Annotated in this window: 18 protein-coding genes; 5 read left to right on the plus strand and 13 right to left on the minus strand. The window is 70.6% G+C overall.

The window, feature by feature from the left end:
* Window positions 1–49: 49 nt before the first annotated feature.
* The 6 genes from ACG00Y_RS13215 to fba all read right to left on the minus strand — a co-directional run bounded on the left by ACG00Y_RS13215 (window position 50) and on the right by fba (window position 7,287).
* A complete protein-coding gene (locus tag ACG00Y_RS13215) occupies window positions 50–1,180 on the minus strand; it encodes a hypothetical protein (protein WP_394479477.1) in 1,131 nt (376 codons plus the stop codon).
* Window positions 1,181–1,277: 97 nt separating this feature from the next.
* Window positions 1,278–2,174, minus strand: coding sequence for a phosphoribosylaminoimidazolesuccinocarboxamide synthase (locus ACG00Y_RS13220; RefSeq protein ID WP_394479479.1), 897 nt, complete (start codon window positions 2,172–2,174; stop codon window positions 1,278–1,280).
* A gap of 30 nt (window positions 2,175–2,204) precedes the next feature.
* Window positions 2,205–2,582 (minus strand): response regulator, encoded by a 378-nt coding sequence (locus tag ACG00Y_RS13225; RefSeq protein WP_394479481.1) that lies wholly within the window; start codon window positions 2,580–2,582, stop codon window positions 2,205–2,207.
* A complete protein-coding gene (locus ACG00Y_RS13230) occupies window positions 2,579–5,701 on the minus strand; it encodes a PAS domain S-box protein (protein WP_394479483.1) in 3,123 nt (1,040 codons plus the stop codon). Before ACG00Y_RS13230 ends, ACG00Y_RS13225 begins: the two co-directional genes overlap by 4 nt.
* Window positions 5,702–5,797: 96 nt before the next feature.
* A complete protein-coding gene (locus tag ACG00Y_RS13235) occupies window positions 5,798–6,226 on the minus strand; it encodes a gamma-glutamylcyclotransferase family protein (RefSeq protein ID WP_394479485.1) in 429 nt (142 codons plus the stop codon).
* Window positions 6,223–7,287: a class II fructose-bisphosphate aldolase gene (fba, locus tag ACG00Y_RS13240; RefSeq protein ID WP_394479487.1), complete on the minus strand. Its 1,065-nt coding sequence runs from the start codon at window positions 7,285–7,287 to the stop codon at window positions 6,223–6,225. The genes ACG00Y_RS13235 and fba overlap by 4 nt, the downstream gene beginning before the upstream one ends.
* A 146-nt stretch (window positions 7,288–7,433) precedes the next feature.
* Between fba and ACG00Y_RS13245 the strand changes: the two genes are divergently transcribed.
* Window positions 7,434–8,450, plus strand: coding sequence for an ATP-binding protein (locus ACG00Y_RS13245; RefSeq protein ID WP_394479489.1), 1,017 nt, complete (start codon window positions 7,434–7,436; stop codon window positions 8,448–8,450).
* Here ACG00Y_RS13245 and ACG00Y_RS13250 read toward each other — a convergent pair.
* From ACG00Y_RS13250 to ACG00Y_RS13280, 7 genes are all read right to left on the minus strand, one after another.
* The gene (locus tag ACG00Y_RS13250; protein WP_394479491.1) at window positions 8,447–9,343 is read right to left on the minus strand and encodes a pirin family protein; all 897 of its coding nucleotides are present in this window, start codon (window positions 9,341–9,343) and stop codon (window positions 8,447–8,449) included. The two genes, ACG00Y_RS13245 and ACG00Y_RS13250, sit on opposite strands and share 4 nt — an antisense overlap.
* Entirely contained in the window at window positions 9,340–9,894 is a 555-nt protein-coding gene (locus ACG00Y_RS13255; protein WP_394479493.1) for an NADPH-dependent FMN reductase, read from the minus strand. The genes ACG00Y_RS13250 and ACG00Y_RS13255 overlap by 4 nt, the downstream gene beginning before the upstream one ends.
* Window positions 9,891–12,110, minus strand: coding sequence for a xanthine dehydrogenase family protein molybdopterin-binding subunit (locus tag ACG00Y_RS13260; protein WP_394479495.1), 2,220 nt, complete (start codon window positions 12,108–12,110; stop codon window positions 9,891–9,893). Before ACG00Y_RS13260 ends, ACG00Y_RS13255 begins: the two co-directional genes overlap by 4 nt.
* Window positions 12,111–12,120: 10 nt before the next feature.
* Window positions 12,121–12,576, minus strand: a complete 456-nt coding sequence (locus ACG00Y_RS13265; RefSeq protein ID WP_394479496.1) for a (2Fe-2S)-binding protein — start codon at window positions 12,574–12,576, stop codon at window positions 12,121–12,123.
* 60 nt (window positions 12,577–12,636) lie between these two features.
* Window positions 12,637–16,374, minus strand: coding sequence for an ATP-binding protein (locus ACG00Y_RS13270; protein ID WP_394479498.1), 3,738 nt, complete (start codon window positions 16,372–16,374; stop codon window positions 12,637–12,639).
* An 87-nt stretch (window positions 16,375–16,461) separates the two neighbouring features.
* Window positions 16,462–18,855, minus strand: coding sequence for a hybrid sensor histidine kinase/response regulator (locus ACG00Y_RS13275; RefSeq protein ID WP_394479500.1), 2,394 nt, complete (start codon window positions 18,853–18,855; stop codon window positions 16,462–16,464).
* Window positions 18,852–20,477: a FecR domain-containing protein gene (locus tag ACG00Y_RS13280; RefSeq protein WP_394479502.1), complete on the minus strand. Its 1,626-nt coding sequence runs from the start codon at window positions 20,475–20,477 to the stop codon at window positions 18,852–18,854. Before ACG00Y_RS13280 ends, ACG00Y_RS13275 begins: the two co-directional genes overlap by 4 nt.
* Before the next feature lie 75 nt (window positions 20,478–20,552).
* Here ACG00Y_RS13280 and ACG00Y_RS13285 point away from each other — a divergent pair, with 75 nt between their 5' ends.
* Genes ACG00Y_RS13285 through ACG00Y_RS13300 form a run of 4 tightly spaced genes read left to right on the plus strand, consistent with a single transcriptional unit; the run spans window position 20,553 to window position 23,822 of the window.
* Window positions 20,553–20,834 carry a hypothetical protein gene (locus ACG00Y_RS13285; protein ID WP_394479504.1) on the plus strand — a complete coding sequence of 94 codons (282 nt, stop codon included), beginning with the start codon at window positions 20,553–20,555 and terminating at the stop codon, window positions 20,832–20,834.
* A 54-nt stretch (window positions 20,835–20,888) separates the two neighbouring features.
* Window positions 20,889–22,496: a carboxyl transferase domain-containing protein gene (locus tag ACG00Y_RS13290; protein WP_394479506.1), complete on the plus strand. Its 1,608-nt coding sequence runs from the start codon at window positions 20,889–20,891 to the stop codon at window positions 22,494–22,496.
* A 5-nt stretch (window positions 22,497–22,501) separates the two neighbouring features.
* Window positions 22,502–23,290 carry a M48 family metalloprotease gene (locus ACG00Y_RS13295; RefSeq protein ID WP_394479508.1) on the plus strand — a complete coding sequence of 263 codons (789 nt, stop codon included), beginning with the start codon at window positions 22,502–22,504 and terminating at the stop codon, window positions 23,288–23,290.
* Window positions 23,291–23,297: 7 nt separating this feature from the next.
* Window positions 23,298–23,822 (plus strand): GNAT family N-acetyltransferase, encoded by a 525-nt coding sequence (locus ACG00Y_RS13300; protein WP_394479510.1) that lies wholly within the window; start codon window positions 23,298–23,300, stop codon window positions 23,820–23,822.
* Window positions 23,823–23,873: the final 51 nt, after the last annotated feature.

Genomic DNA, 23,873 nt, shown 5'->3' on the forward strand with positions numbered 1-23,873 from the left:
CCGCTCAGGTGCGCCCGCGTGCAACGAGGCGCGACTGTGCGAGGAGCCTTCATTTCGGCGGAGTGACCAGCCCCGCAGCGGTCAGCCGCTCGGCCCAGTCGCGGCGCTGGGCTGCATCCTGCGCCCAGGCCTCGGCGGCGGCGTCGGCCTGGCGGGCAGCCAGGCCGTCCTCGTGAAGGCGGGCATAGACCTGCGCCAGACGGGCATGCAACGCCGCGCGCTCGTCGAGGTCGCAGTGTGGCGAGTCCTCGGCCAGCACCTCGACGGCAGCCTGGTCGGCCAGTGCTCGTGCGCGCTGCCCCTGGCCCGTATTAGCCCAGCACCAGGCCAGGTCGGCCAGCAGGCTGCCGCCCACGCGCGCCAGGCCAGCAGCGACGGCCTCGGGCAGATGCGCCTCAAGCAGCGCGGCGGCGGCGGCGAAGTCGCCTTCAACGGTCAGCAACTGGGCGCGCAACAACGGCGTCAGGTCCTGCCGCGCCGAGCCGCCAACGGCGCCGTCGTAGTTGTGGATGGAATCGACCCCGAGCAGCGCGACGGGCATGGCACCAACGTCCCCGGCAAACGCGGCGTGGCGGATGTGCAGCACGCGCATCTGCGCTTGGTTGTAGATCATGGCGGAAAGGCCGGCGGCATCGCCTTCATTCCCGGCTGCTCTGCGACCCCAGGCATACCAGACAGCAGCCATAGCTTGCTTCTTGGCCAAGTCCCACGACATGCCCAGCGCCGAAGCAACTCGACACGACGCTGCATCATCGAAATGGCCGGCCAGCACCGCCTTCGCATGCGCAATGACCCCGTGAATATCACGATCAACAAACGCCATCTGCGCCAGCCAGGCATCACACAGCCACCGCAGCGAGGTAGCACCTGCTGCGGTCGCCATCACGTGAGCACGACGGACGCGGTCGCGCGCGCCTCCGAAGGCGCTGAAGTAGGCCCTCAGCCCTTCGGCCAGATGCAGCCAGGCAGCCAGCTCCACGTTGGGATGAACGAGCGCCCGGGCCTGCAGCCGGTTCAGCTCCTTGCGGGCCTCGACGTCGTGGCCGTGGCGCAGCCACAGAATGGCGCGCTGGGCTTGCAGCACGGCACAGCGCGCCGGCACCGCAGCGGCGGTGGCGATCTCGGCATCCAGCCGCTCGGCCAGCTGGCTACGGAGCTGGACGGGGCCGGCCGTGCTCACCGGCCCATCCTTGATCCTGCGGCCTGGCCTGGCCGACAGCACGGCCAGTCGTTCGCCAGGCGGGAGCGAACTGGCTCGGGGCGGCCCTGTGCGGCGCTCATACCGTCAGCCGTTGCAAGGCTTCTTCGTACTTCTGCACTGTGTTGGCAATCACCGCGGGTGGCAGGGCCGGCGCCGGCGCGGTCTTGCCCCAGGGCTGGCCGTCGACGCTCGCCTGCTCCAGCCAATCGCGCACGAACTGCTTGTCGTAGCTCGGCGGGTTGCTGCCCGGCGCGTAGCTTTCGACGGGCCAGTAGCGCGACGAGTCGGGCGTCAGCACCTCGTCCATCAGCGTCAGCGTGCCGTCGGCATCCAGGCCGAACTCGAACTTGGTGTCCGCGATGATGATGCCCTTGGTCAGCGCGAAATCGGCGGCGCGCTGGTACAGCTGGATGGAGATGTCACGCACGCGGGCGGCAAGGCCCGCGCCGACGATGGCTGCCGCCTGCTCGAACGAGATGTTCTCGTCGTGATCCCCCATCTCCGCCTTCGTGGCCGGCGTGAAGATGGGCGCGGGCAGCTTGTCGGCATTGCGCAGGCCCGGCGGCAAAGCGACGCCGCAGACGCTGCCGCTCTGCTTGTACTCCGCCCAGCCGCTGCCCGCCAAGTAGCCCCTCACGACGGCCTCGATGGGCAGCGGCTTCAGGCGTTTGACGAGCATGGCGCGGTCGCGGATCTGCTCGCGCTCCTCGGGCGCGACGACGGCCAGCGGGTCGTCGCCCGTCAGGTGGTTGGGCACAATGCTCTGCAGCTTGTCGAACCAGAACAGCGCCATCTTCGTCAGCAGCGCACCCTTGCCCGGGATGGGCTCGCCCATGATGACGTCAAAGGCCGAGAGGCGGTCGCTGGCGATCATCAGGATGCGGTCGTCGCCGACGGCGTAGTTCTCGCGCACCTTGCCGCGGCCGAGCAGCGGCAGGGAGGTCAGGCTGGATTCGTAGAGGGCTTGGGGCATGGCGGCGAGCAAAGAGACAAGGCCACAATTTTAGGTGCGCAGGTAGGACCTGACACTCGCGGCAAAGCTGTGCACGTCGATGGGCTTGGCCAGGTAGCCGTCGCAGCCGGCCGCGCGGAAGCGCTGCTCGTCGCCCTGCATCGCATACGCCGTGAAGGCGATGACGGGCACGTCGTCCAGGCCCGGCGTGACCTTGAGTGCGCGCACGAGGCTGAGGCCATCGGTGCCCGGCAACTGGATGTCGACAAGCACGATGGCCGGCCGCGCCGCACGCAGGCGTGCCCAAGCCTCCTCCACGGTCAGCGCTTCGTCGACGACAAAGCCGCCGGCCTCCAGCACGTAGCGGGCCAGGTCCAGGTTGAGCTGGTTGTCGTCGACGACGAGCACACGTGCAGCCGACGCGGTCATTGCCCTGCCTCCTTGCGGCGGCTGCGGCGACCCTGACGGGCGGCACGCAGCAGCGCGTCGCGGACTTCGGGCAATGACGCCGGCTGGGGGCCACCCGCGATGATCGACGCGGACAGCGTCAGCGCCTCGATGTCCTCGACGCTCAGCGAGAGCGCCGTCCAGACGAGGACGGGCACGTGCGCCCAGCGCGCATCGCTGCGCAGCAGGTGCAAGACCTGAAAGCCGTCGACGCCCGGCATCATCAGGTCCAGCACGACGATGGCGGGGTCGAGCGAGGCCAGCGCCTGCAAGGCCTCGGCGCCACCAGACACGGCCACCGTCGCGATGTCACTGGCCGCCAGCGCGGCGCACATCAGCTCTCGCGACGCCGCCTCGTCATCGACGACCAGCACCGGCCGCCCCGGCGCCAGGCGCTCGCGCAGCGGCACGAGGGCGCGCGCGAGCGCGGCGCGGCGCAACGGCTTGGCCAGCACGTCCGCCACCGGGAATGCCACGCCCGCACCGTCGGCTGCCGTCAACGCCAGCGCCTTGACGGCGGCATGCATGGACGGCCCGCCGTTGCGCAGCGCGGCCAGCATGGCCAGGCCGGGCGAGTCGGGCAGGCCCAGGTCGATGGCCAGCTCGGTGTAGCGGCGCACGCGCGCCAGGCGCAGCACCTCGGCAGCGGTGGCGGCGGTGTCGACGGCCACGCCGGCCTGGGACAGCTCGCGGGCGACGCCGTCACGCAAGGGATGCTCACGCAGCGCGACGAGCTGCTGGTGAGCTGGCCGCGGCTGGTCGGCGGCGTCGCTCTCGGGCTGTCGCGGCAGCACCGCGTAGAAGCGGCTGCCCTGGCCCGGCTCGCTGTAGACGCCGACACGCCCGCCCTGCGCCTCCACGAGCCGGCGCGTCAGCGCCAGCCCGAGACCGGTGCCCTGGTGGCGCTTGGTGAAGCCGTCATCGAGCTGCTGGAACTCGACGAACAGATGACCGATGCGGTCCGGCGCGATGCCCAGACCCGTGTCCTCGACTTCCAGTCGCCACAACCGCGGCCCCTCGCCCAGCATGCGCAGCTCGATGCGGCCGCCGGCGGGCGTGAACTTGATGGCGTTGGACAGGTAGTTCAGCAACACCTGCTTGAGCCGCGCCGGGTCCAGCACGAGGCCGTGCAGTTCCGGCGCGATGGACGACTTCAGGCTCAGCGTCCGCTGCTCGGCCAGCACCGCGACGGTGGCCATCACGTCGTCGACTATTGTCCCCAGGTCGACCGGCTCGGCATGGAAGTCCATCTTGCCGGCCTCGATCTTGGACAGGTCCAGCACGTCGTTGATCATGTTCAGCAGATGCCGGCCGCTGCTGGAAATGTGCTGCAGCCATTGCCGCTGGCGCGCCGCGTCCACCGGCCTGCCGTCCATGTTCAGCAGGTCGGAGAAGCCGATGACCGCGTTCAGCGGCGTGCGCAGTTCGTGCGACATGTTGGCGAGGAACAGGCTCTTGAGCCGGCTGCTCTCCTGCACGCGGCGGTTCTCGGCGGCGAGCCAGACCGCCTGCTGGCGTGCCTGCTCGGCCGTGCGCGTGGCCGTCACGTCGGCCACGATGCCGACCAGCCGCGCCGCGCCGGCCTCGTCGTGGCTCACGCGGGCGTCCAGGCGCAGCCAGTGCAGGCTGTTATCGGGCCAGTTGATGCGGAACTCCGCATGCCAGGGCAACTGCCCTTGCGGAAGTGCGCTCAGCCCGGCCTCGACCATGGCGCGGTCGTCGGCATGCACTGCGGCCAGCATGCGCTCGCGGTCCCAGGGCATGGTGGCGTCGGGCAGGCCGAAGCATTGGTCATAACGGCGCGACCGGTGGATCTGCCCGGTCTCCAGCTCCATCTCCCAGTCACCGATGGCCGCAGACTCCAACGCGAAGCGCAGCCGCGCCTCGCTCTGGCGCAGCGCAGCCTCGATCTGGCGCTGGTGGGTCAGGTCGCGCGCCGAGTTGACGCCGCCGATGATGCGGCCCGCCGCATCGCGCAGCGGCGAGACCTGGGCCGAAATCTCAAGCCGCCGGCCGTCCTTGGCGATGCGCACGGTGCGCAAGGGCGGCACCTGCTGCCCCTGGGCCAGGTTGGCGACGATGCGCATCTCCTCGGCCTCGCGCTCGGGCGGGATCAGCATCTGCACCGGCTGCCCCACCGCCTCCGCGGCGGTATAGCCGAACATGCGCGCGGCGGCCGCGTTCCAGTTGGTGATGCGGCCGTCCAGTGACTTGACGATGATGGCGTCGGCCGAGGACTCCACCACGGCGGCCAGGCGGCGCACCTCGGCCTCGGCCTCGGTCAGGCGGCCGATGTCGCGGAACACCAGGCTGATGCCACGCACCCGGCCGTCGCGGTGGCGGGTCAGGTCGCCCTGCAACTCGACCGGCGTGTGCGTGCCGTCGCGGGCGATGCACACCACGGTCTGGCGCATGCTCCCGCCCTGCTGGCCGCGCTCGGCGACCACATCCACCGGATTGCGGGCCAGCATCTCGACCGGCCGGTCGACGCGGTCGAACACCTGCCAGACCGACAGCCCGCGCGCCTCACCGGCCGTCCAGCCCGTGATGGCCTCCGCGACCTCGTTCATGCGCGTGACGCGCCCCTGGTCGTCCGTGGTGATGAAGCCCGCACCGATGCTGGCCAGCGCGCCGGCCAGGCTCTGCTCCAGCTCCAGCAGATGGTCCTCGGCGCTGTTGCGGCGCTCCACCTCCTGCTGCAGCGAGCGCAACGCCGCCTGCATCTCGGCGCTGGACGGGATGGCCAGCAGCTTGGGCATCAACCGCCAGCCGACCACGGCAGTCAGCACGGAGGCCAAAGCCGTAAAGACCTTGCCGGCGGTCTGCAGTTCGTAGTCGGGCCGCCAGATCGTCCAAACGTCCAGCACATGGGTGACGCCACAGGCAAAGATGAAGACGGCGAACAGCGTCGCCAGCCTGCCCAGGTTGACCTGCGGGCGCTGGCGCGCGTAGCTCGCGATGACCAGCGGGATGGAGAAGTACGCCAGCGCGATCGAGAGGTCGGAGGCCACCATCGTCCACAGCAGGCCCGGCGACCACTGGAAGCAATAGCCATGCGGCAGAAAGCCCGCGCGCGCGACGATTCCGGTCAGCTCGTCCATCAATGTCTCCCACCCAAGTGCACTCGGGGTTAGCGGCGATTCTGATCCTCAGGACAGAAGGCGGACGCCCGGGGAGCGGGGTTTATTGCCCGGACCTCAGCGCGGCGGGACGAGGTCGAACCCGGTGTAGCGGGCGATGAAGCGCTGCCGGCCCTCGCGGGCGAAGGCGTCGGCGTCCCAGTCGCCAGGCAGCAGCCGGGGTGCGAACTCGTCGCGGAAGCGGTAGACCTGGGCCGGCAGCGTGCGGCCGTCGGCCAGTGTCACGACGACGCCGACGCGCTCGTACTCGGCGCCCTCGAAGGCATCCAGCCGCGCCCAGGCCACCGCATCCACATCCAGGTAAAGCTGCCCCGGCACCGTGGCGCCGGGCGCTGCCCGCATGCCGGGATAGTCCTCGCCCCGCACCGGGTGGCGGCGGTGATCGGCCAGCGAGGCCGGCTCGCTGGCGAACTCATGCCCGCAGACGCGGGCCATGATGTCGGCCCACATCAGCGAGCCGTAGGTGAAGCAGTGACCCGTCGTCACTGCACCTTCTGGGCCAGTTCACCGCGCGCGTAGGCGCCGGCGATGTCGACCAGCGTGCGGCCCTTGATCTTGCCCGCCTGGCCTTCGCAGCCGAACTCCATGTAGCGCTGCTTGGCGATGACCTTGGCGGCTTCGCGGGCGGGCTTGAGCCATTCGCGGGCGTCGAACTTGTCGGGGTTCTCGGCCAGGAACTTGCGCACCGCGCCCGTCATCGCCAGGCGGATGTCGGTGTCGATGTTGATCTTGCGCACGCCGTGCTTGATCGCTTCCTGGATCTCCTCGACCGGCACGCCGAAGGTCTCCTTCATCTTGCCGCCGTACTGGTTGATGACGGCCAGCAGGTCCTGCGGCACGCTGGACGAGCCGTGCATGACGAGGTGGGTGTTGGGGATGCGCGCGTGGATCTCCTTCACGCGGCCGATGGCCAGGATGTCGCCCGTGGGCTTGCGGCTGAACTTGTAGGCGCCGTGGCTGGTGCCGATGGCAATCGCCAGCGCGTCCAGCTGCGTGGCCTTCACGAACGTGGCAGCCTCCTCGGGGTCGGTCAGCATCTGGGCATGGTCCAGCTTACCCTCGGCGCCGATGCCGTCTTCCTCGCCGGCCTCACCGGTTTCCAGGTTGCCCAGGCAGCCCAGCTCGCCCTCGACGGTGACGCCGACCTTGTGCGCCATCTCGACGACCTTGCGCGTCACTTCCGTGTTGTATTCGAAGGAGGCCGGCGTCTTGCCGTCCTCCATCAGCGAGCCGTCCATCATCACGGAGCCGAAGCCCAGGTCGATGGCGCCGGCACAGACCTTGGGGCTGGTGCCGTGGTCCTGGTGCATGACCAGCGGGATGTGCGGATACATCTCGGCGGCGGCCAGGATCAGGTGCTTGATGAAGGGCTCGCCGGCGTACTTGCGGGCGCCTGCACTGGCCTGCAGGATGACCGGTGCGCCGACTTCATCGGCCGCAGCCATGATGGCTTGCACTTGTTCCAGGTTGTTGACGTTGAAGGCTGGGATGCCGTAGCCGTGTTCGGCGGCGTGGTCCAGCAACTGACGCATGGAAACGAGAGGCATGGGAAATTCCCGGTGGAGTTGAGAAATCTGGGCCGACTGCGATCGCGACCGTAGTCCGTAACCGCGTCGTAACTGGTTGGGGATTCTATGGACTCGCGGGCATGCCCCACCCCCATGGATGAGAGTAGTCATCACAATGCGCGCTCATGACAAGACTGGTGTTCGACCACCTCACCAACTGGATCACTGCGGCTGCCAGCGAGCACTCGCACGATCTGGCCGCCCACATCGAGGAGCGCACCGGCGCCAGCCACCGCGCCGCGATGGCGGCGCTGAAACGCCTGGTCGACGCCGGCTGGCTGGCCCGCTCGGGCACCTCGCGCCGCCCCGTGTTCGCGCCCGGCGCGCTGCGCCAGGTGGCGCGCAGCTACACGCTGCACGGCCTGCAGGAAGACCTGCCCTGGCAGCGTGACTTCGCGCCTCATTTCGCGCTGTCCCGGCACGTGGAGCGCATGGTGCAGCACGGCTTCACCGAGCTGGTGAACAACGCGGCCGACCATTCCGGCGGCAGCAGCGTCACCGTGTCGCTGCGCCAGACGCCCACCCATGTGCAGCTGCTGGTCAGCGACGACGGCTGCGGCGTGTTCGACAAGATCTGCACCGCCTTCCAGCTCGAAGACACGCAGCACGCGATGCTGGAGCTGAGCAAGGGGCGCCTCACCAGCGCGCCCGACGCCCACACCGGCCGCGGCCTGTTCTTCAGCAGCCAGCTGGCCGATGTGTTCGACATCCACGCCAACAACACCGCTTACCAGCGCCGTGCCTGGGAGAGCAGCGGATGGAAGAAGGGCCGCGCGCTGCCCCGCCAGGGCAGTTCGATCTACATGGCCATCGCGCTGAACACGACGCGCACGCTGGACGGCGTCATGGACGCCTGGAGCATCCAGGGCGACGGCATCGAGTTCGACCAGACGCGGGTGCAGCTGCGCCTGCTGACAACGGAAGGCCAGGCGCTGGACTCGCGGGCCGCCGCCCGCCGGGTGGGTTCACGGCTGACAACCTTCAAGCGCGCAGAGATCGACTTCGACGGCGTGACCGACGTGGGCCATGGCTTCACGGACGAGTTGTTCCGCGTGTTCGCCAAGGCGAATCCGCAGGTGGAGCTGGTGGCGGTGAATGCGACGGCGAGGATCGAGGCGCTGGTGAAGAGCGCTCGCGCCTAGGGTTTCCTGAGCGCCGGCACCGGCGGCACCGGGATGCGCGGGCCGACGTAGCCTTGCACGACACCGAAGCGGCCACCGTCCTCCCGCGTCCAATCCTCCGCCCAGACCTGCATCTCCGCCGGGTCGCGGCCGACGAAGTTCCACCACAGCAGCGGCGCCTGCGCCCAGGGCTCGCCGCCCAGCAGCAGCAGGCGTGACGCCGCCGAGCAGCGCAGTTCGACCGACTCGCAGCCCGCGCCGATGTAGAGCAGCGTGCCAGGCGCGACGGTCTCGACCGCGTCGTGGCCGGCAGGGCTGACCTCGACCTCGCCCTCCAGCAGCATCACGCCATGCTCGAAGCGCGCGTCCAGCGCCAGCGTCGCGCAGGCCGGGCCGGCGGCAACCAGATCGACGCCCAGCAGCGGTGTGAAGCTGGGCACCGGCGAACGCTCGCCCGCGAAATCGCCAACGAGCACGGTCGCGTCCCAGCCGTCGTTCAGCGCCGCACGCGGCAGATCGGCGAAGTGCTGGAAGCTCGGCGCCATCTCCCGCTCGGCATCCGGCAGCGCGATCCACAACTGCGCCAGGTGGATGCGGTCGGACAGCGACTCCTCGCTGTGCGAGATGCCGCGCCCCGCCGTCATCAGGTTGACCTGGCCAGCGCGCAGCACCTGCTCGGAGCCCAGGCTGTCGCGGTGCAGGATCTCGCCCTCGATCATCCAGCTGAAGGTCGACAGCCCGGTGTGCGGATGCGGGCCGACGTTCATGCGCTTCTCCGGCGTGGCCGGACCGGCGTGGTCGGCAAAGCACCAGGCGCCAATGACGCGGCGACCCTTGTTGGGCAGCGCCCGCTGGATGGGCAGGCCGCCGACGTCGCCGACATGGCTGGTGATGCGCTCGACGAGGAAGCTCATACCGCCCTCGCCTGCACGAAGGCGACAAAGCCCTGCACGAACTGCTGTAGCTGGGCACGCACCTTGTCGTCGACCAACACGCCGTCGGCATCGAACACCGTGCCGACGCGCGACACCATCAGCCGCCCGCCCATCCAGAAGTCGTTGCCGAAGGCGCGCAGCACGGACAGCAGCGCGTCCTGCGACTGCACCGTGCCGAAGCCGCCGGGTGTCGCGCCGATCAGGCCGGTGGGCTTTCCGCCGAACAGCTTCGACCCCTCACCGCTGGGGCGGGACAGCCAGTCCAGCCCGTTCTTCAGCACGCCGGGGATGGCGTTGTTGTACTCGGGCGTCGAGATCAGCAGCGCGTCGGCGGCGCGGATCTCTTCGCGGAGTTTCGTCACCGCCTCCGGGATGCCTTCGGCCTCGACATCGCCGTCGTAGAGGGGGATGCCGTGCAGGGTGCGCAGCTCGATCGTGACGCCTTCGGGCGCCAGCGCGGCGGCGGCGCGCAACAGGGCGGTGTTGTAGGAGGCGCGGCGCAGCGCGCCGCTGAGGGCAATGATCTTCATGCGAACCTGAACGGCAGCTCCCGGTGGCGCTGCCCCGTCAACCGCGCCACCGCGTTCGCAAGCGCCGGGGCCAGCGCCGGCAGGCCCGGCTCGCCCATGCCCTTGGGTGGGTCGTTGCTGGGCACGATGCTGACGGTCATCACCTTGGGCGAGTCCGTGATGCGCGGCATGGCCATGTCGTAAAAGTTGTTCTGCTCGACGACGCCGTCCTTGAACGTGACGCGGTGGGTCGGCATCGTCGTGGCCAGGGCCATGATGGCCGCGCCCTGCACCTGCGTCTCCACGGAGCGTGGGTTGATGCAGAGGTTGCAGTGCACGCCGGCATGCACTTCCTGCAAAACGGGCTGGCGGTCCTTGCCCTTGCCCTTCAGGCTGGCGACGACGACATAGGCCACGACCGACTCGAAGCTCTCATGCACTGCAACGCCCCAGGCCTGGCCGGCCTTGAGCTTGCGCTTGCCGTAGCCGCTCTTGTCCACCGCCGCCTGCAAGGCCAGGCGGTGGCGCTCGGCCTTGGCGTTGCCGGTCATCAGCTTGAGGCGGTAGGCCACCGGGTCCTGCTTGGTGGCAAAGGCGATCTCGTCGAGCAGCGTCTCCATCACGTAGGCCGTGTGTGTGGCGCCCACCGAGCGCCACCACAGCACCGGCACGTTGACGTCCGGGTGGTGCACGCTCAGGTTCATCGGGATCTCGTAGGGGTCGCGCATGCCCTCGGTGGTCGTGCCGTCCACGCCCTTCTGGTAGCCGAAGCCTTCCAGCGGCGAGCCCTTCAGGATGCTCTGGCTGACGATGCGGTGCTGCCAGCCGGCGATGTTGCCCTTGGCATCAAAGCCGATCTCGGCGCGGTGCACGGTCATGGGCCGGTAGTAGCCGGCCTTGACGTCGTCCTCGCGGCTCCAGACCACCTTGACGGGCATGGGCTTGCCCGCCTGGGCCAGCGCCACGGCCACGGCCGCCGCCTCGCGCGGCCATTCGCTCGTGGGCACGGCGCGCCGGCCGAAGCCGCCGCCGGCCATCTGCACGTGGATCTGCACCTGCTCCGGCTTCAGGCCTACCGTCCTGGCCAGGCCCATCGCGTCCAGGCCGGGCATCTGCGCCGCGTAGTAGACGTCGCAGCGGTCGGCCTTCAAGTCCACCGTGCAGGCCAGCGGCTCCATCTGCGCGTGGTTCAGGTAAGGGAAGACGAAGTCGGCCGTGATCTTCTTGGGCGCCTTGGCCCAGCCGCTCACGTCGGCCTGGAACTCGGGCTTGGGCGCGGGCGTACCGGCGGTCTTGGCGAGTGCCAGGTATTGCTTGGTCAGCGCCGCCGTGTCGGCCTTGGCCACGCCGCCCAGGTCCCAGTCGACCTTCAGCGCGTCGCGACCCTTCTTGGCGGCCCAGTAGCCGCTGGCCACCACGGCCACGCCCTGGCCGCCACGGTCCAGCGTCACGGGCAGCACGGCCTTGACGCCCTTGACCTTGAGCGCCTCGCTGGCGTCGAGCTTGCCCACCTTGCCGTTGAAGACGGGCGGGCGCTGGATGACGGCCACAGCCATGCCCGGCAGTTGCACGTCCATGCCGTAGGCCTGGGCGCCGGTGCTCTTGGCCTGGCTGACGACCAGGCCGGTGGGCTTGCCGATGAGCTTGAAGGTCTTCGGGTCCTTGAGCGTGACGGTCTCGGGCACGGCCTGCTTCATCGCCGCGTCGAAGAACTCGCCGTAGCCGGCGCTCTTGCCACCGCCGCTGATGACACCGTTCTCGGCTTTCAGCGACGAAGCGGGCACACCCCAGGCTTCGGCCGCTGCGCCCACCAGCATGGCCTTGGTGCGGGCACCCAGTTCGCGGTATTGCGGGTAGCTGTTCTTGATCGAGTTGGAGCCGCCGGTCAGGTGCATGCCGAACAGCGGGTCCACGTAGGCGGCCTTCTGGTCGCCGAAGCCGGTGCGCACCCTGCTCCAGTCGGCGTCCAGTTCCTCGGCGCAGATCATGGCCAGGCCGGTCTCGATGCCCTGGCCCATGTCCATGCGGTTGCACAGGATGGTGGTGGTGCCGTCCTTGGCGATGGTGATGAAGGCCAGCGGCTGTTCGGTAGGCTTGGCGCCGGGCTTGGGCGCCTGCGCACCGCTCAAACTCGGCAGCATGGCCAAGCCGACGGCGCCGCCGACGGTGGCGGTGACGAAGGCGCGGCGGGAGAGCCCGCCGGACAGTGCTTGGTCGATACGACGTGGATTCAGCATGTGAGACCCTTCAAGCGAGCTTGCTCGCAGCCGCATGGATGGCGGCGCGGATGCGGGTGTAGGTGCCACAGCGGCAGATGTTGCCGGCCATGGCTTCGTCGATCTGGGCGTCGCTGGGCTTCTTGTTGGTCTTCAGCAAGGCCACGGCGCTCATCACCTGGCCGCTCTGACAGTAGCCGCACTGGGCCACGTCGTGCTCGACCCAGGTGGCCTGCACCACCTGGCCAACCTTGTCGTTGGCCATGCCTTCGATGGTGGTCACCGGGCCTTGCACGGACGAGATCGGCGTCATGCAGGCCCGCACCGGCGCACCCGCCACATGCATGGTGCAGGCGCCGCACTGCGCCGCGCCGCAGCCAAATTTGCTGCCGGTGAGTTGCAACTCCTCTCGCACGGCCCAGAGCAGGGGCATGTCGGGGTCGGCGTCGAGCGAGACGGCGCGACCGTTCACGTTCAGGTTGATCATGGGGGGCCTCGGGTATGGAACTGCGCGACTCTAGCCACAAGCGCCGCCCCAGTACATCGGTCAGGAATTCAGCCCCTGGATCTCCCTCATCAGTGCGTCCAGGGCGACCGGCTTGACGAGGTGGCCGTCAAAGCCCGCCTGGGCCGAACGCCGCAAATCCTCCGGCTGCCCATAGCCGGTCAGCGCGACCAGGCGCATGGACGCGGCCGACGGGTCGGCACGCAGGCGGCGCGCCACCTCGTAGCCGTCCATGCCCGGCAGGCCGATGTCCAGCAGCATCACGTCGGGCCGCCAGGCGATGGCCATGGTCAGCGCATCGTCGGCGCTGAAGCCGGTCTGCACCTCGTGGCCGTCGGCGCTCAGCATCAGCGACAGGGACTCGGCGGCGTCCTCGTTGTCGTCGATGAGCAGCACGCGGCGCGGCGGCGGGCCGGCCGGGGGCGCTGCCACGCCGGCCGGCGCGGCCAGCGTCGTCAGCGGCAGGCGGATCTCGAACGTGGCGCCGCCGCCCACGCCCGGGCTGCTGGCACTGACCTGGCCGCCATGCATGTTCACCAGGCGCCGCACGATGGACAGACCGATGCCCAGACCGCCCTGGGCGCGGTCCAGCGTGCGCGCGCTCTGCACGAAGAGATCGAAGACGACAGGCAGGATGTCGGGCGCGATGCCGGCGCCGCTGTCCTGCACGCGGATGACGGCCTGGCCGCCCAGCGCATCGAGCGTGAGGCGGATGTCGCCGCCCGGGTCGGTGTACTTGGCGGCGTTGGACAGCAGGTTGACGACGCATTGCTCCAGCCGGGCGGCGTCTCCCAGCACCCGCAGGGCCCCTTGCAATTCGACCGCCAGCCGGTGGCGACGCTCCTGCACGGCCGGCCCGGCGGCTTCGACGGCGGAGGCGATGACGGCAGCCAGGTCGACCGGCCGGCATTCGAGCTCGATGCGGCCATGGGTGATGCGCGACACGTCGAGCAGGTCGTCCACCATGCGCGCCATCTGCTGCACCTGGCGGTTGATGATCTCGACCGCGCGGCGCACCGGCGCCTCGGCGGGCAGCGTGCGCAGCATCAGTTCGGCCGAGTTGCGGATGGGCGCCAGCGGGTTGCGCAGCTCGTGGGCCAGCATGGCGAGGAACTCGTCCTTGCGGCGGTCGGACTCGCGCAGCGCCTCCTCCATGCGCTTGCGCTCGGTCATGTCGAAGGAGATGCCGCACAGGCCGCTGACCTCGCCAGCGTCGTTGCAAAGGGCCTGGGCACGCACCTCGATCCAGCGCACCTCGCCGCTGTCAGGCCGCACCAGGCGCAGCTCCTGCGTGAAGCCGCAGCGGCTGCGCACGGCGGCGTCGATGGCGGCGCGGTGCTGCACCACGTCGTCGGGGTGGACGAGGGCGAGCCCGGCCTCCAGGCTGGCCGGCATCGTGCCGAGCACGTCGGCAGCGTTGTCGGACAGCGTCAGCTTGCGGGCGCGGAAGTCGATGTCCCAGCTGAACATGCGCGCATTGGTGAGGTACAGGCGCAGCTGCTGCTCGCCGGCGCGGCGCAGCCGGTCCAGCTCGATCAGGGCCGACACCCGCGCCAGCAGCTCGCGCGCCGTGAAGGGCTTGACGAGGTAGTCGTCCGCCCCGGCGCCCAGGCCATCGATCTGCGCCTCCTCGCCCGCGCGGGCCGACAGCAGCACGACCGGGAGCGCGCGCGTGCGGGCATCGGCGCGCAGCTCGGCCAGCAGTTGGAAGCCATCCAGCCTGGGCATCATCACGTCGGACAGCAGCAGCGCCGGCCGCTCGCGGCGCACCGCCGCCAGCGCCTGCTCGCCATCAGCCGCCTCCTCGACACGGAAATAGGGCGCCAGCAGACCGCGCAGGTACTGCCGCATGTCGGCGTTGTCGTCAGCGATGACGATGCGCGCACCCAGCGTGGCGCGGTAGCGCTCGCCGAGCGGGGTCGGCGCGTGGCCGCCCGGGCCTGGTTGGGTCGCGGCTGCGGCTGCATCGGGCAACCAGCGCAAGGCCTCCTGCACATAGCTGGGCGCCAGGCTGATGTTCGGCGCCTCGGCGCGCTCATGGCTGACCTGCTCGGCCGGCAGGTGGGCATGGCCGAAGGGCAGGCGCAGCGTGAAGCGCGTGCCGCGGCCCAGGTGGCTGTCCACCGCGATGTCGCCGTGATGCAGGCGCATCAGCTCCTGCACCAGAGCCAGGCCGATGCCGCTGCCTTCGTGGGTGCGCGCCAGCGCGCCCTCGATGCGGTGGAAGCGCTCGAACAGGCGCGGCACCTCGTGCTCGGCCACGCCGATGCCGGTGTCCTCGATGGCGACGACGGCCACGCCGGCCTCCGCCGTCACCTGCACCGAGACACCGCCCTGCAACGTGTACTTCAGCGCGTTGGACAGCAGATTCAGCACGATGCGCTCCCAGTGGTCGCGGTCGACGTAGACCGGCGCCGGCAGCGTCGGGCAGGCAACGCGGAACACCAGGCCGGCCTTCTCCATCGCCGAGCGGAAGGTGCTGGCCAGCTCGCCCGTCAGCGCCGCCAGGTCGGTAGGCCGGAAGGTGGAGGAGACGCGCCCGACCTCGATGCGCGAGAACTCCAGCAACGCGTTGACGAGCTTGGACAGCCGGCGCGCATTGCGCTCCACCATCACCAACCGCTCCTGTTGCGCATGCGGCAGGCCGCCCTGGGTGAGGGCGTCGTGCAGCGGCCCGAGCATCAGCGTCAGCGGGGTGCGGAACTCGTGGCTGATGTTGGAGAAGAACTGCGTCTTGGCGCGATCCAGCCGCGCCAGCTCCTCGGCCTTGTGGCGCTGCAGCTCATAGGCCTCGGCATGGCCGATGGCCGCCGAGAGCTGCCGGGCCACGAGCTGCAGGAAGTCCGTGTAGCTGCCTTCGGCCAGGCGGTGCGGGCTCAGGCCGACCACCAGCACGCCCTCCCGGCCGGCATCGCCCGAGGGCCGGATGGGCAGCAGCATGGCCTGGCGCGGCGCCTCCTGCCAGTCGCCGCGGGGCCAGGCGATGCCGGCCGGCAAGGCCTGCACGACCCTGGGCTGCTGGGACGCCAGCACCTCGTCCGCCCGCCAAGGCGCGGCGCTGAAGTCCAGCGCCTGAGCCGCCTCCAGCCAGGGCCACGGCTCGCCGGCCGCAGCGGCCAGCGTGAAGCTGGGTTCGCCGTGGCTGCGCAGCAGCACCAGCGCGAAGGGCAGGTCGCGGCGGTTGGTCTGCAGCGCCTGGGCGCAGCGCTGCACGGCCTCGTCGACCGTGCGCGCATCGGCGGCGCGCATGGCCAGCTCGCGCAGCAGCGCCAGCTGGCGCTCGCCGATGACGCGCTGCGTCTCGTCGGAGTTGGCGCAGATGATGCCGGCCGGCAGGCCGTCGTCGCCGGGGATGGGGCTGTAGGAGAAGGTGTAGTAGGTCTCCTCGGGGTAGCCGTTGCGCTCCATGATGAGCAACTGGCTCTCGACGAAGGTGCCGTCGCCGCTCATGGCGCTCTCGAGCAGCGGGCTGATCTCTGCCTGGATCTCGCGCCAGACGCTGACCGTCGGCTGGCCCAGCGCCTGCGGGTGCTTGCCGCCGATGATGGATTGGTAGGCGTCGTTGTAGAGATAGGTCAGCTGCGGCCCCCAGCCGACCCAGATCGGCTGGCGCGAGGTGAGCATGATGCGCACGACGGTCTTGAGGCTGCGCGGCCAGTGTGCCGGCGGCCCGAGCGGCGTGGCGGCCCAGTCGTGGCTGCGCATGAGCCGCCCCAGCTCACCGCCGCCCGCCATGAAGGCGGTGTCGGGCTCTCGCGGCGCGGTCGCAGGGTCACTCATGGGGCGGGTCGGCAGTGGGCACTGCGGCACGATACCGCGCGCACGCGGCTGCGGTTGTAGGCGCCAGCCGATGAAGCCGCAGGCGCGTCAGCCACGTGCGTACTTCGCCAGCGCCTGCAGCAGCGCGGCCAGGCTGATCGGCTTGGTGAGGTGGGCGTCGCAGCCGGCGGCGAGGGAGTGCTGCACATCGGCCTCGAAGGCATTGGCCGTCAGCGCGACGATGGGCGTGCGCGGCAGGCCCTCGGCGGCCTCGACGGCGCGCCACTGGCGTGTGGCCGACAGGCCATCGACGACGGGCATCAGCATGTCCATCAACACCAGGTCGAAGTGGCCGGCGCGCAGCGCCGCCAGCGCCTCGGCGCCGTCGCGCGCACGGGTGATGCGGTGGCCCAGTGGCGCCAGCATGCCCTCGATGACGAGCACGTTGACGTCGTTGTCCTCGGCCAGCAGCAGCGACAGCGACCGGCTGGGCGCGGCGCGCTCGGCCTGGGCCGCACCGGCGGCCGCCGGGGCGGCCAGCGCGATGGCCTCCACCTCGGGTGGCGGCGTGTCGGGCAGCGCCAGCCGGGCCTCGAAGCGGCTGCCCTCGCCCGGCCGGCTCTGCACGCTCACGTCGCCGCCCATCAGCCGCGCCAGGCTGCGCGTGATGGACAGGCCCAACCCGGTGCCACCGAACTCGCGCGCGATGCTCACGTCGGCCTGCGAGAAGGGCTGGAAGATGCGGTCCAGCCGCTCGGCCGCGATGCCGATGCCGGTGTCGCGCACGCTGATGACGACGAGGCCGGCCGCATCGCGCGACAGCTCCACGGTGACGCCACCGGCCTTCGTGAACTTGATGGCATTGCCGACCAGGTTGGTGACGATCTGCGCCACGCGCTGCGGGTCGCCCAGCACCCAGCCGGTCGTCTCGGAGCGCGCGAACACGCTCAGCCACAGGCCCTGACTCTGGGCGCGCTCGCGCAGCAGCTCCAGCTGCAGGCCGACGAGGTCGACGAGGTTGAACGGCTGGCTGGCCAGCTCCAGCCGACCGCTTTCGATGCGAGCGTTGTCGAGCAAGTCGTTGATGAGGGCGAAGACCTGGCGGCCGGCATGGCCCAGCACGTCGACGTAGTGCGCCTGGTCGGGCTTGAGCGGCGAGCGGGCCAGGATGTCGCAGAAGCCCAGCACCGCGTTCATCGGCGTGCGCATCTCATGGCTCACTTGCGCCAGCAGCTCGGTCTTGGCGCGGCTGCGGGCCTCGGCGAGTTCGCGCTGGCGCGTCAGCTCGCGCTCACGGGCGCTGGCGTCGCGGCCGCGCTGCACGGCCGTCAGCAGCAGCGCCAGCGCGAGCAGGTAGAGCGCGGGCGCCAGCGTCGGCAGCAGGCCGGCCATCACGGCGGCCCAGGCGGTGCAGACCAGCAGCAGCAGCGCCAGGCCCGCCGCCAGCGCCTGCTGGCGCAGCAGCAGCGGCAGCGCGCCGAGCAGCAAGAGCAGCCCGTTCAAAGCCCAGACGGCGGCGCCGCGCTCGCGCAGCAGCGGCAGCGGCTCGGCGCCCAGGGCCTCGAAGACAGCCGCGTTGTGCGCCGCGCCGAACAGCCGGCCTTCCGGCAGCATGACCTCGTCCGCGAAGAAGGCGCTGCTGCCGACGAAGACGCTGCGGCCGGCCAGCTGGCGCGCCAGTTCGGCGTCGTCCGTCGCGCCCAACGCGGCGCGCATCAGCCGCTGCCAGGGCAGGCGCGGCAGCTCACCGCCATTCAGCGGTAGCCGCAGCCGCAGTCGGGCCTGCTCGTCGACCGGCCAGCGGCGCGGGCCGGCGATCAGCTCGCCGCCTTCGAGTCGCCAGCCCGCCGCAGCATCGGCCCGCAGCCGCGCGGCCAGCGCCAGGCTGGGCAGCGCGCGGCCCTGCACCTGGTGCAGCAGCGGCAGCCGGCGCAGCAGGCCGTCGTCGTCCAGATCCACCGAGATGACGCCCAGGCTGCCGCGCACGGTCAGCGCGTCCAGCAGGGTGTCGGCGGGCGCGGTCAGCCCGGCCCACGGGATGCCGGCGGCCGCGCCGCCGACGCGCTGCAGCACCGCCTCCTCGGCGGGCGAGGTGGGCGCCAGGTCGACGGCGCTGCGCTGGCGCGGCGCCAGGCCGGCGGCGGCCAGCACGACGGGCGGCGTGCCGGGCAAGGCCCGGGCCAGCTCGGCATCGCCCTCGCGCGCGCCAGCGAAGACGATGTCGATGACGACCAGCCGCGCGCCGGCCTGGCGCAGGTAGTCCAGCATCAGCGCATAGACGCTGCGCGGGTAGGGCCACTCGCCCAGCGGCTCGCGCAGCGCGCGCAGCGAGGCGTCGTCGATGTCGACGATGACGCTGCCCGGCTCGGCCGGCGCGGGGGCGGCGGCGCGCACGAAGAGGTCGGCCAGTTGGCGATCCACACGCGGCTGCAAGCCGACGAGGCTCAGCAGCGCCCAGAGCGCCAGGGCGCCGGGCAAAGCGAGCCAGGGCCAACGTTTCAAAGCAGTGGAATCAACGCGAGAGGCAGCAGCCACAACCAGCGCGGGTAGGGCACTTCGATCATCTGCGTCTGGCCCCAGGGGCCGGCCGCGCCGGCTGCATTGAAGGCACGGGCGCGCAGGAAGTACTTGCCCCAGGACGGCTTGGCCATCACCACCTCGGGCTTGTCGGTGGCGATGCGCTGCAGGTCGGGGCCGTCGAAGGTCGCCGCCTTGGCCCACTCCAGTTCGTAGCGCACCACGCCCGCGTCGGCGCGCCAGCGCAGCTTGAGCTGGTCGCCGCTGATCTCGGGCTCGGCCGGCGGCGGCGCGGGCGGCGGGGGCTGGATCTCGAAGCGCTGCGGGTCGCTGAACGGGCCGGCGCGGCCGCCGGCTTCGACCGAGGCGATGCGCCAGTGGTAGGCGCCGTCGGGCAACTTCGCCTCGTAGCTCGCCGAATCAATCGGCGGCGGCTGCAGCGCTAGGTCCTTGAACTCGGCGTCACGCGCGATCTGCAGGCGCACGTCGGGGGCGGCGGTGTTGCGCGTCCAGGCCAGGGCCATGGCGCCGTTGTAGCTGACGGCACCCTGGGCCGGCGCCTGGATGAAGGGCGGCTCGGGGCGGGCCTGCAGGTGCACGTCGGCATCGGCGGCGGCGCCTTCGTGGCCACGGGCGTCGATGCCGCGCAGGCGCAGCGTGTAGTCGCCGTCGGCCAGCTCGCGCGCCTCGGCCCAGGCGGCCACGGGCTCGGCGACGCGGGCGTCGAGCAGCAGACGGTCGAAGTCGCCCTTGGGGAAGAGCTGCGCGCGCCAGGCCACGGCGCCGGCGGGCGAGGCGCCCCAGCTCAGGCGCAGCGGCAGGCGCTCGGCGGTGCGCGGCAGCGCGGTCAGATCGGGAGCCGGCAGCAGCGGCGTCACGCGCAGGCTGCCGCCCTCGGCGAGCAGCCCCTGGCCGGTGGCCACGTCGGCACCCAGGCCGTCGGCATGCACGGCGCCTGAAATGACCTGCATGCGCGTGGCGCCCTCGGTGGTCTGCACGCGGAACTCGGTGCCGCGCACGCCGAGGTTGGCGTGCGGCGTGCGCAGCTCGTACAGCGGCACGCGTTGCGGGTTGGGCGCGACGCGGTTGTCCGCGCCCCCCTTGTCCACGCGCAGGCGCACGGCGGGGATGGCGCCGCGCCCCAGCACGAGCAGCTGCTCCAGCGTGACATCGCTCTGCGGCGGGATCAGCAGGCGCGAGCCGTCGGCAAAGCGCAAGGAGGCGCTGGCCTGCGCGCCGGTGCGCAGGCGGTCGCCGCTGCGCAGCGTGGCACCGCTGGCCAGGGCTTCGCTGGCTGCGTCGCGCAGACGCTGCACGTCGCCCTTGACGAACACCGCCTCGGCCACGCTGGCCTCGCGCTTGAGCCAGGCGACGGGCATGCGCAGCGTGCGGCCGGGCATCAGGCGCAGCGGGTCGGCCACGCGGTTGAGCTTCTGCAGGTCGCGCCAGCTGCGCGGCGCCGACAGCCAATCCTCGGTCAGCGTCAGCAAGGTGTCGCCGGGCTGGACGCGATAACGCCAGTCGGCATCGGCGGCCTGCGCCTGCGCGCCGGCCCAGCCACTGCACAACAGCAGGCCCATGGCCAGCCAGACCTTCAATGCATTCATGCTCACCTCCCACTCCCTGCAGGAGCAAGGATGGTAGCGATACAGAATGCCGCCTGCTTCCGTGAAGGAGGGTCTATGCCTGTCTTTTCCGACTTCGTCGCCTGGCTGCGCCGCCACCGCCTGAGCTGTTTCGGCCTGATGACCTTGAGCTTCATCGCCTTCGGCCTGCTGACGCTGGACCTGCTGCGCTTGGTGGGCAGCAACGCCGCCTTCCTCTCCGACAATGGCTGGCAAGGCCTGCAAGACGGCGGCCTGCGGCAGCTGCTGGAGCTGCTGGCCTCGTGCGTGGGCGCGATGGCGGCCTGGCTGCTGTTCAAGCTGTGCGAGACCTTGCTGGTCCAGTCGCTGACGAAATGAGGCAAGGCGCCACAAGCGCTGCGCCACAAAAACCACAAGACCCGAGGAGACCCCATGCCGGTTCTGACCACCCAGCTCAACCCCCGCTCGGCCGACTTCAAGGCCAATGCCGACGCGATGCGCGGCCTGATCGATGACTTGAACGCCAAGCTCACTCAAATTGCGCAAGGCGGTGGCGAGGCGGCCCGCGCCAAGCACACCGCGCGCGGCAAGCTGCTGCCGCGCGACCGCGTGGAGATGCTCCTGGACCCGGGCACGCCCTTCCTCGAACTGGCGCCGCTGGCCGGGCTCAACCTCTATGACAACGCGGCGCCCGGCGGCGGCGTGGTGGCCGGCATCGGCCGCGTGTCGGGCGTGGAGTGCGTCATCGTCTGCAACGACGCGACGGTGAAGGGCGGCACCTACTACCCGATCACCGTCAAGAAGCACCTGCGCGCGCAGGAAGTGGCCGCGCAGAACCGCCTGCCCTGCATCTACCTCGTCGACAGCGGCGGCGCCAACCTGCCGAACCAGGACGAGGTGTTCCCCGACCGCGACCACTTCGGCCGCATCTTCTTCAACCAGGCCAACCTGTCGGCCGCCGGCATTCCGCAGATCGCCGTCGTGATGGGCTCGTGCACGGCCGGCGGTGCCTACGTGCCGGCGATGAGCGATGAGACCATCATCGTCAAGAACCAGGGCACCATCTTCCTGGGCGGCCCGCCACTGGTGAAGGCCGCCACCGGCGAGGTCGTCACGGCGGAGGACCTGGGCGGTGGCGACGTGCATACGCGCCTGTCCGGCGTCGCCGACCACCTGGCCAACAACGACACGCACGCGCTGGCCATCGCGCGGCAGTCCGTCGCCCGGCTGAACTGGACGAAGACGAACCCGCTGGCCATGCAGGCGCCCAGGGCGCCGCTGTCCGACCCCGCCGAGTTGCACGGCGTCATCCCCGTCGACACGCGCAAGCCCTTCGACATCCGCGAGGTCATCGCCCGCATCGTCGACGGCAGCGAGTTCGACGAGTTCAAGGCCCGCTACGGCGCCACGCTGGTCTGCGGCTTCGCCCACATCGAGGGCATGCCGGTGGGCATCGTCGCCAACAACGGCATCCTGTTCGCCGAGAGCGCCAACAAGGGCGCGCACTTCATCGAGCTGTGCTGCCAGCGCAAGATCCCGCTGGTGTTCCTGCAGAACATCACCGGGTTCATGGTGGGCCGCAAGTACGAGAACGACGGCATCGCCCGCGCCGGCGCCAAGATGGTCACGGCCGTGGCCTGCGCCCAGGTGCCGAAGTTCACCGTCATCATCGGCGGCAGCTTCGGCGCGGGGAACTACGGCATGTGCGGCCGTGCGTACTCGCCACGCTTCCTGTGGATGTGGCCCAACGCGCGCATCTCGGTGATGGGCGGCGAGCAGGCGGCCAGCGTGCTGAGCACCATCCGCCGCGACGCCATCGAGGCCAAAGGCGGTGCCTGGTCGGCTGAAGAAGAGGACGCCTTCAAGGCGCCGCTGCGCCAGCAGTACGAGGACCAGGGCCATCCGTACTACGCGTCGGCCCGGCTGTGGGACGACGGCGTCATCGACCCCGCCGACACACGCCGCGTGCTGGCGCTGGGCTTGAGCGCATCGCTGAATGCGCCCATCCCGGAGACGAAGTTCGGCGTGTTCCGCATGTGATGGCGATGCGCTGGCGCTTCCTGCTAGCCCTTGCTTCGGCCAGCATCAGCTTCGCGGCCGGCGCGGCCACGCGGGATGACCTGGCTCGCGTCGAGACCGCACTGCGCCGCGTCGCGGCGCCCTGGTGCGGCCGGCTCGCGGCGCTGGATGCCCAAGGTCAACGTCGCTGCAACGTGTCCTTCGAGAACCTCGGCCCGGTGGGCGGCGGCAGTGCCTTCGCGCTGCTCGACGGGACGCACATCACCGACGAGTTGCTGGCTGTGCTGTCCATCGACGAACTCGCCGCCGTGATGGGCCATGAGCTGGCCCACCTCGTGCTGGGCCATGGTCTTTTCAAGCTGCGCCAGCAGCAGGCCCTCGCACCGAACGAGATGCGCGGCATGGCGCTGTCGCTGGCCGAACGCGTCGGCGTGGAGCCCCACGAGCACACGCCCGCCGGTCCGCGCGCCCAGGAGCTGGACGCCGACACGCTGGGCCTGGTGTTCGCGGGCATGGCCGGCTACGACGTGCGCCGAGGCGCCGCCTTATGGCGCACAGCGGCGGCCCGCATCCCCGGGTGGACGGCGCATGGCGGCGCCACCCATCCCGACGACGCCCGACGCCTGGCCCATGCCACCCAGGTGGCCGCCGCTTTTTGCCGCGCCGTAGCGGCCTCGCGCCCGCCCTGGCCCGCCGAGGACAGGTTGCTGCCCGCCTACGAACTGTCGCGTGACGAAGCCCTCCGGCTGCTCGACCCCACCGCGCTTGCCAAGGCCTGCCGCAAGTTGCCGCCCGCACGGGCTTCAAGACCATGAACGCCTGATGATCACCATCCGCCCACTGGCCGCCAACGACTGCCTGACCGAACTGACCGCGCTGCTGCACGTGTCCTACGCCTCGCTTGCCGCCCAGGGCTGGAACTTCACGGCGGTGGACCAGAGCGTCGAGGTCACGCGCCAGCGGCTGGCCGAGGCGCAGGGCTTCGTCGCCGAAGTGGACGGCCGCCTCGTCGGTACGGTCGCCGTGCGCGGCCCCAAGCCCGCAGGCGAGGCCTACATCGCCGACCCGCCACCAGCGCTGTACACGACGCCCGGCACGGCCATCCTGTCGCAGCTCGCCGTGCACCCCGACTGCCGTGGGCAAGGTGTCGGCGAGCAGTTGATGGACGCCGCCGAGGGCTGGGCGCTTGGACAGGGCTTCTCCAAGCTCGCCCTCGATACCGCCGAGCCTGCCGTCGCTCTTCGCCGCCGCTACCAGCGCCGTGGCTACGTCGCCACCGGCCGCGTGCAGTGGCAGGGCAAGACCTACGCTTCGGTGCTCATGTGCAAACCGTTGCAGCGCGAATGAAGCTGCGGGAGGCTTTCGTGCGAATCGAGTAAGATACACACGAATCGCATC

Origin of the sequence: Pelomonas parva (assembly GCF_043555835.1) — a bacterium.
Taxonomy (GTDB): domain Bacteria; phylum Pseudomonadota; class Gammaproteobacteria; order Burkholderiales; family Burkholderiaceae_C; genus Pelomonas; species Pelomonas parva.

Coding starts and splice junctions, on each gene's coding strand:
- ACG00Y_RS13220 (WP_394479479.1), bottom strand. CDS start 2,174: ATGCCCCAAGCCCTCTACGAATCCAGCCTGACCTCCCTGCCGCTGCTC.
- ACG00Y_RS13225 (WP_394479481.1), bottom strand. CDS start 2,582: ATGACCGCGTCGGCTGCACGTGTGCTCGTCGTCGACGACAACCAGCTC.
- ACG00Y_RS13230 (WP_394479483.1), bottom strand. CDS start 5,701: ATGGACGAGCTGACCGGAATCGTCGCGCGCGCGGGCTTTCTGCCGCAT.
- fba (WP_394479487.1), bottom strand. CDS start 7,287: ATGCCTCTCGTTTCCATGCGTCAGTTGCTGGACCACGCCGCCGAACAC.
- ACG00Y_RS13245 (WP_394479489.1), top strand. CDS start 7,434: ATGACAAGACTGGTGTTCGACCACCTCACCAACTGGATCACTGCGGCT.
- ACG00Y_RS13250 (WP_394479491.1), bottom strand. CDS start 9,343: ATGAGCTTCCTCGTCGAGCGCATCACCAGCCATGTCGGCGACGTCGGC.
- ACG00Y_RS13255 (WP_394479493.1), bottom strand. CDS start 9,894: ATGAAGATCATTGCCCTCAGCGGCGCGCTGCGCCGCGCCTCCTACAAC.
- ACG00Y_RS13260 (WP_394479495.1), bottom strand. CDS start 12,110: ATGCTGAATCCACGTCGTATCGACCAAGCACTGTCCGGCGGGCTCTCC.
- ACG00Y_RS13265 (WP_394479496.1), bottom strand. CDS start 12,576: ATGATCAACCTGAACGTGAACGGTCGCGCCGTCTCGCTCGACGCCGAC.
- ACG00Y_RS13270 (WP_394479498.1), bottom strand. CDS start 16,374: ATGAGTGACCCTGCGACCGCGCCGCGAGAGCCCGACACCGCCTTCATG.
- ACG00Y_RS13280 (WP_394479502.1), bottom strand. CDS start 20,477: ATGAATGCATTGAAGGTCTGGCTGGCCATGGGCCTGCTGTTGTGCAGT.
- ACG00Y_RS13285 (WP_394479504.1), top strand. CDS start 20,553: ATGCCTGTCTTTTCCGACTTCGTCGCCTGGCTGCGCCGCCACCGCCTG.
- ACG00Y_RS13290 (WP_394479506.1), top strand. CDS start 20,889: ATGCCGGTTCTGACCACCCAGCTCAACCCCCGCTCGGCCGACTTCAAG.
- ACG00Y_RS13295 (WP_394479508.1), top strand. CDS start 22,502: ATGCGCTGGCGCTTCCTGCTAGCCCTTGCTTCGGCCAGCATCAGCTTC.
- ACG00Y_RS13300 (WP_394479510.1), top strand. CDS start 23,298: ATGATCACCATCCGCCCACTGGCCGCCAACGACTGCCTGACCGAACTG.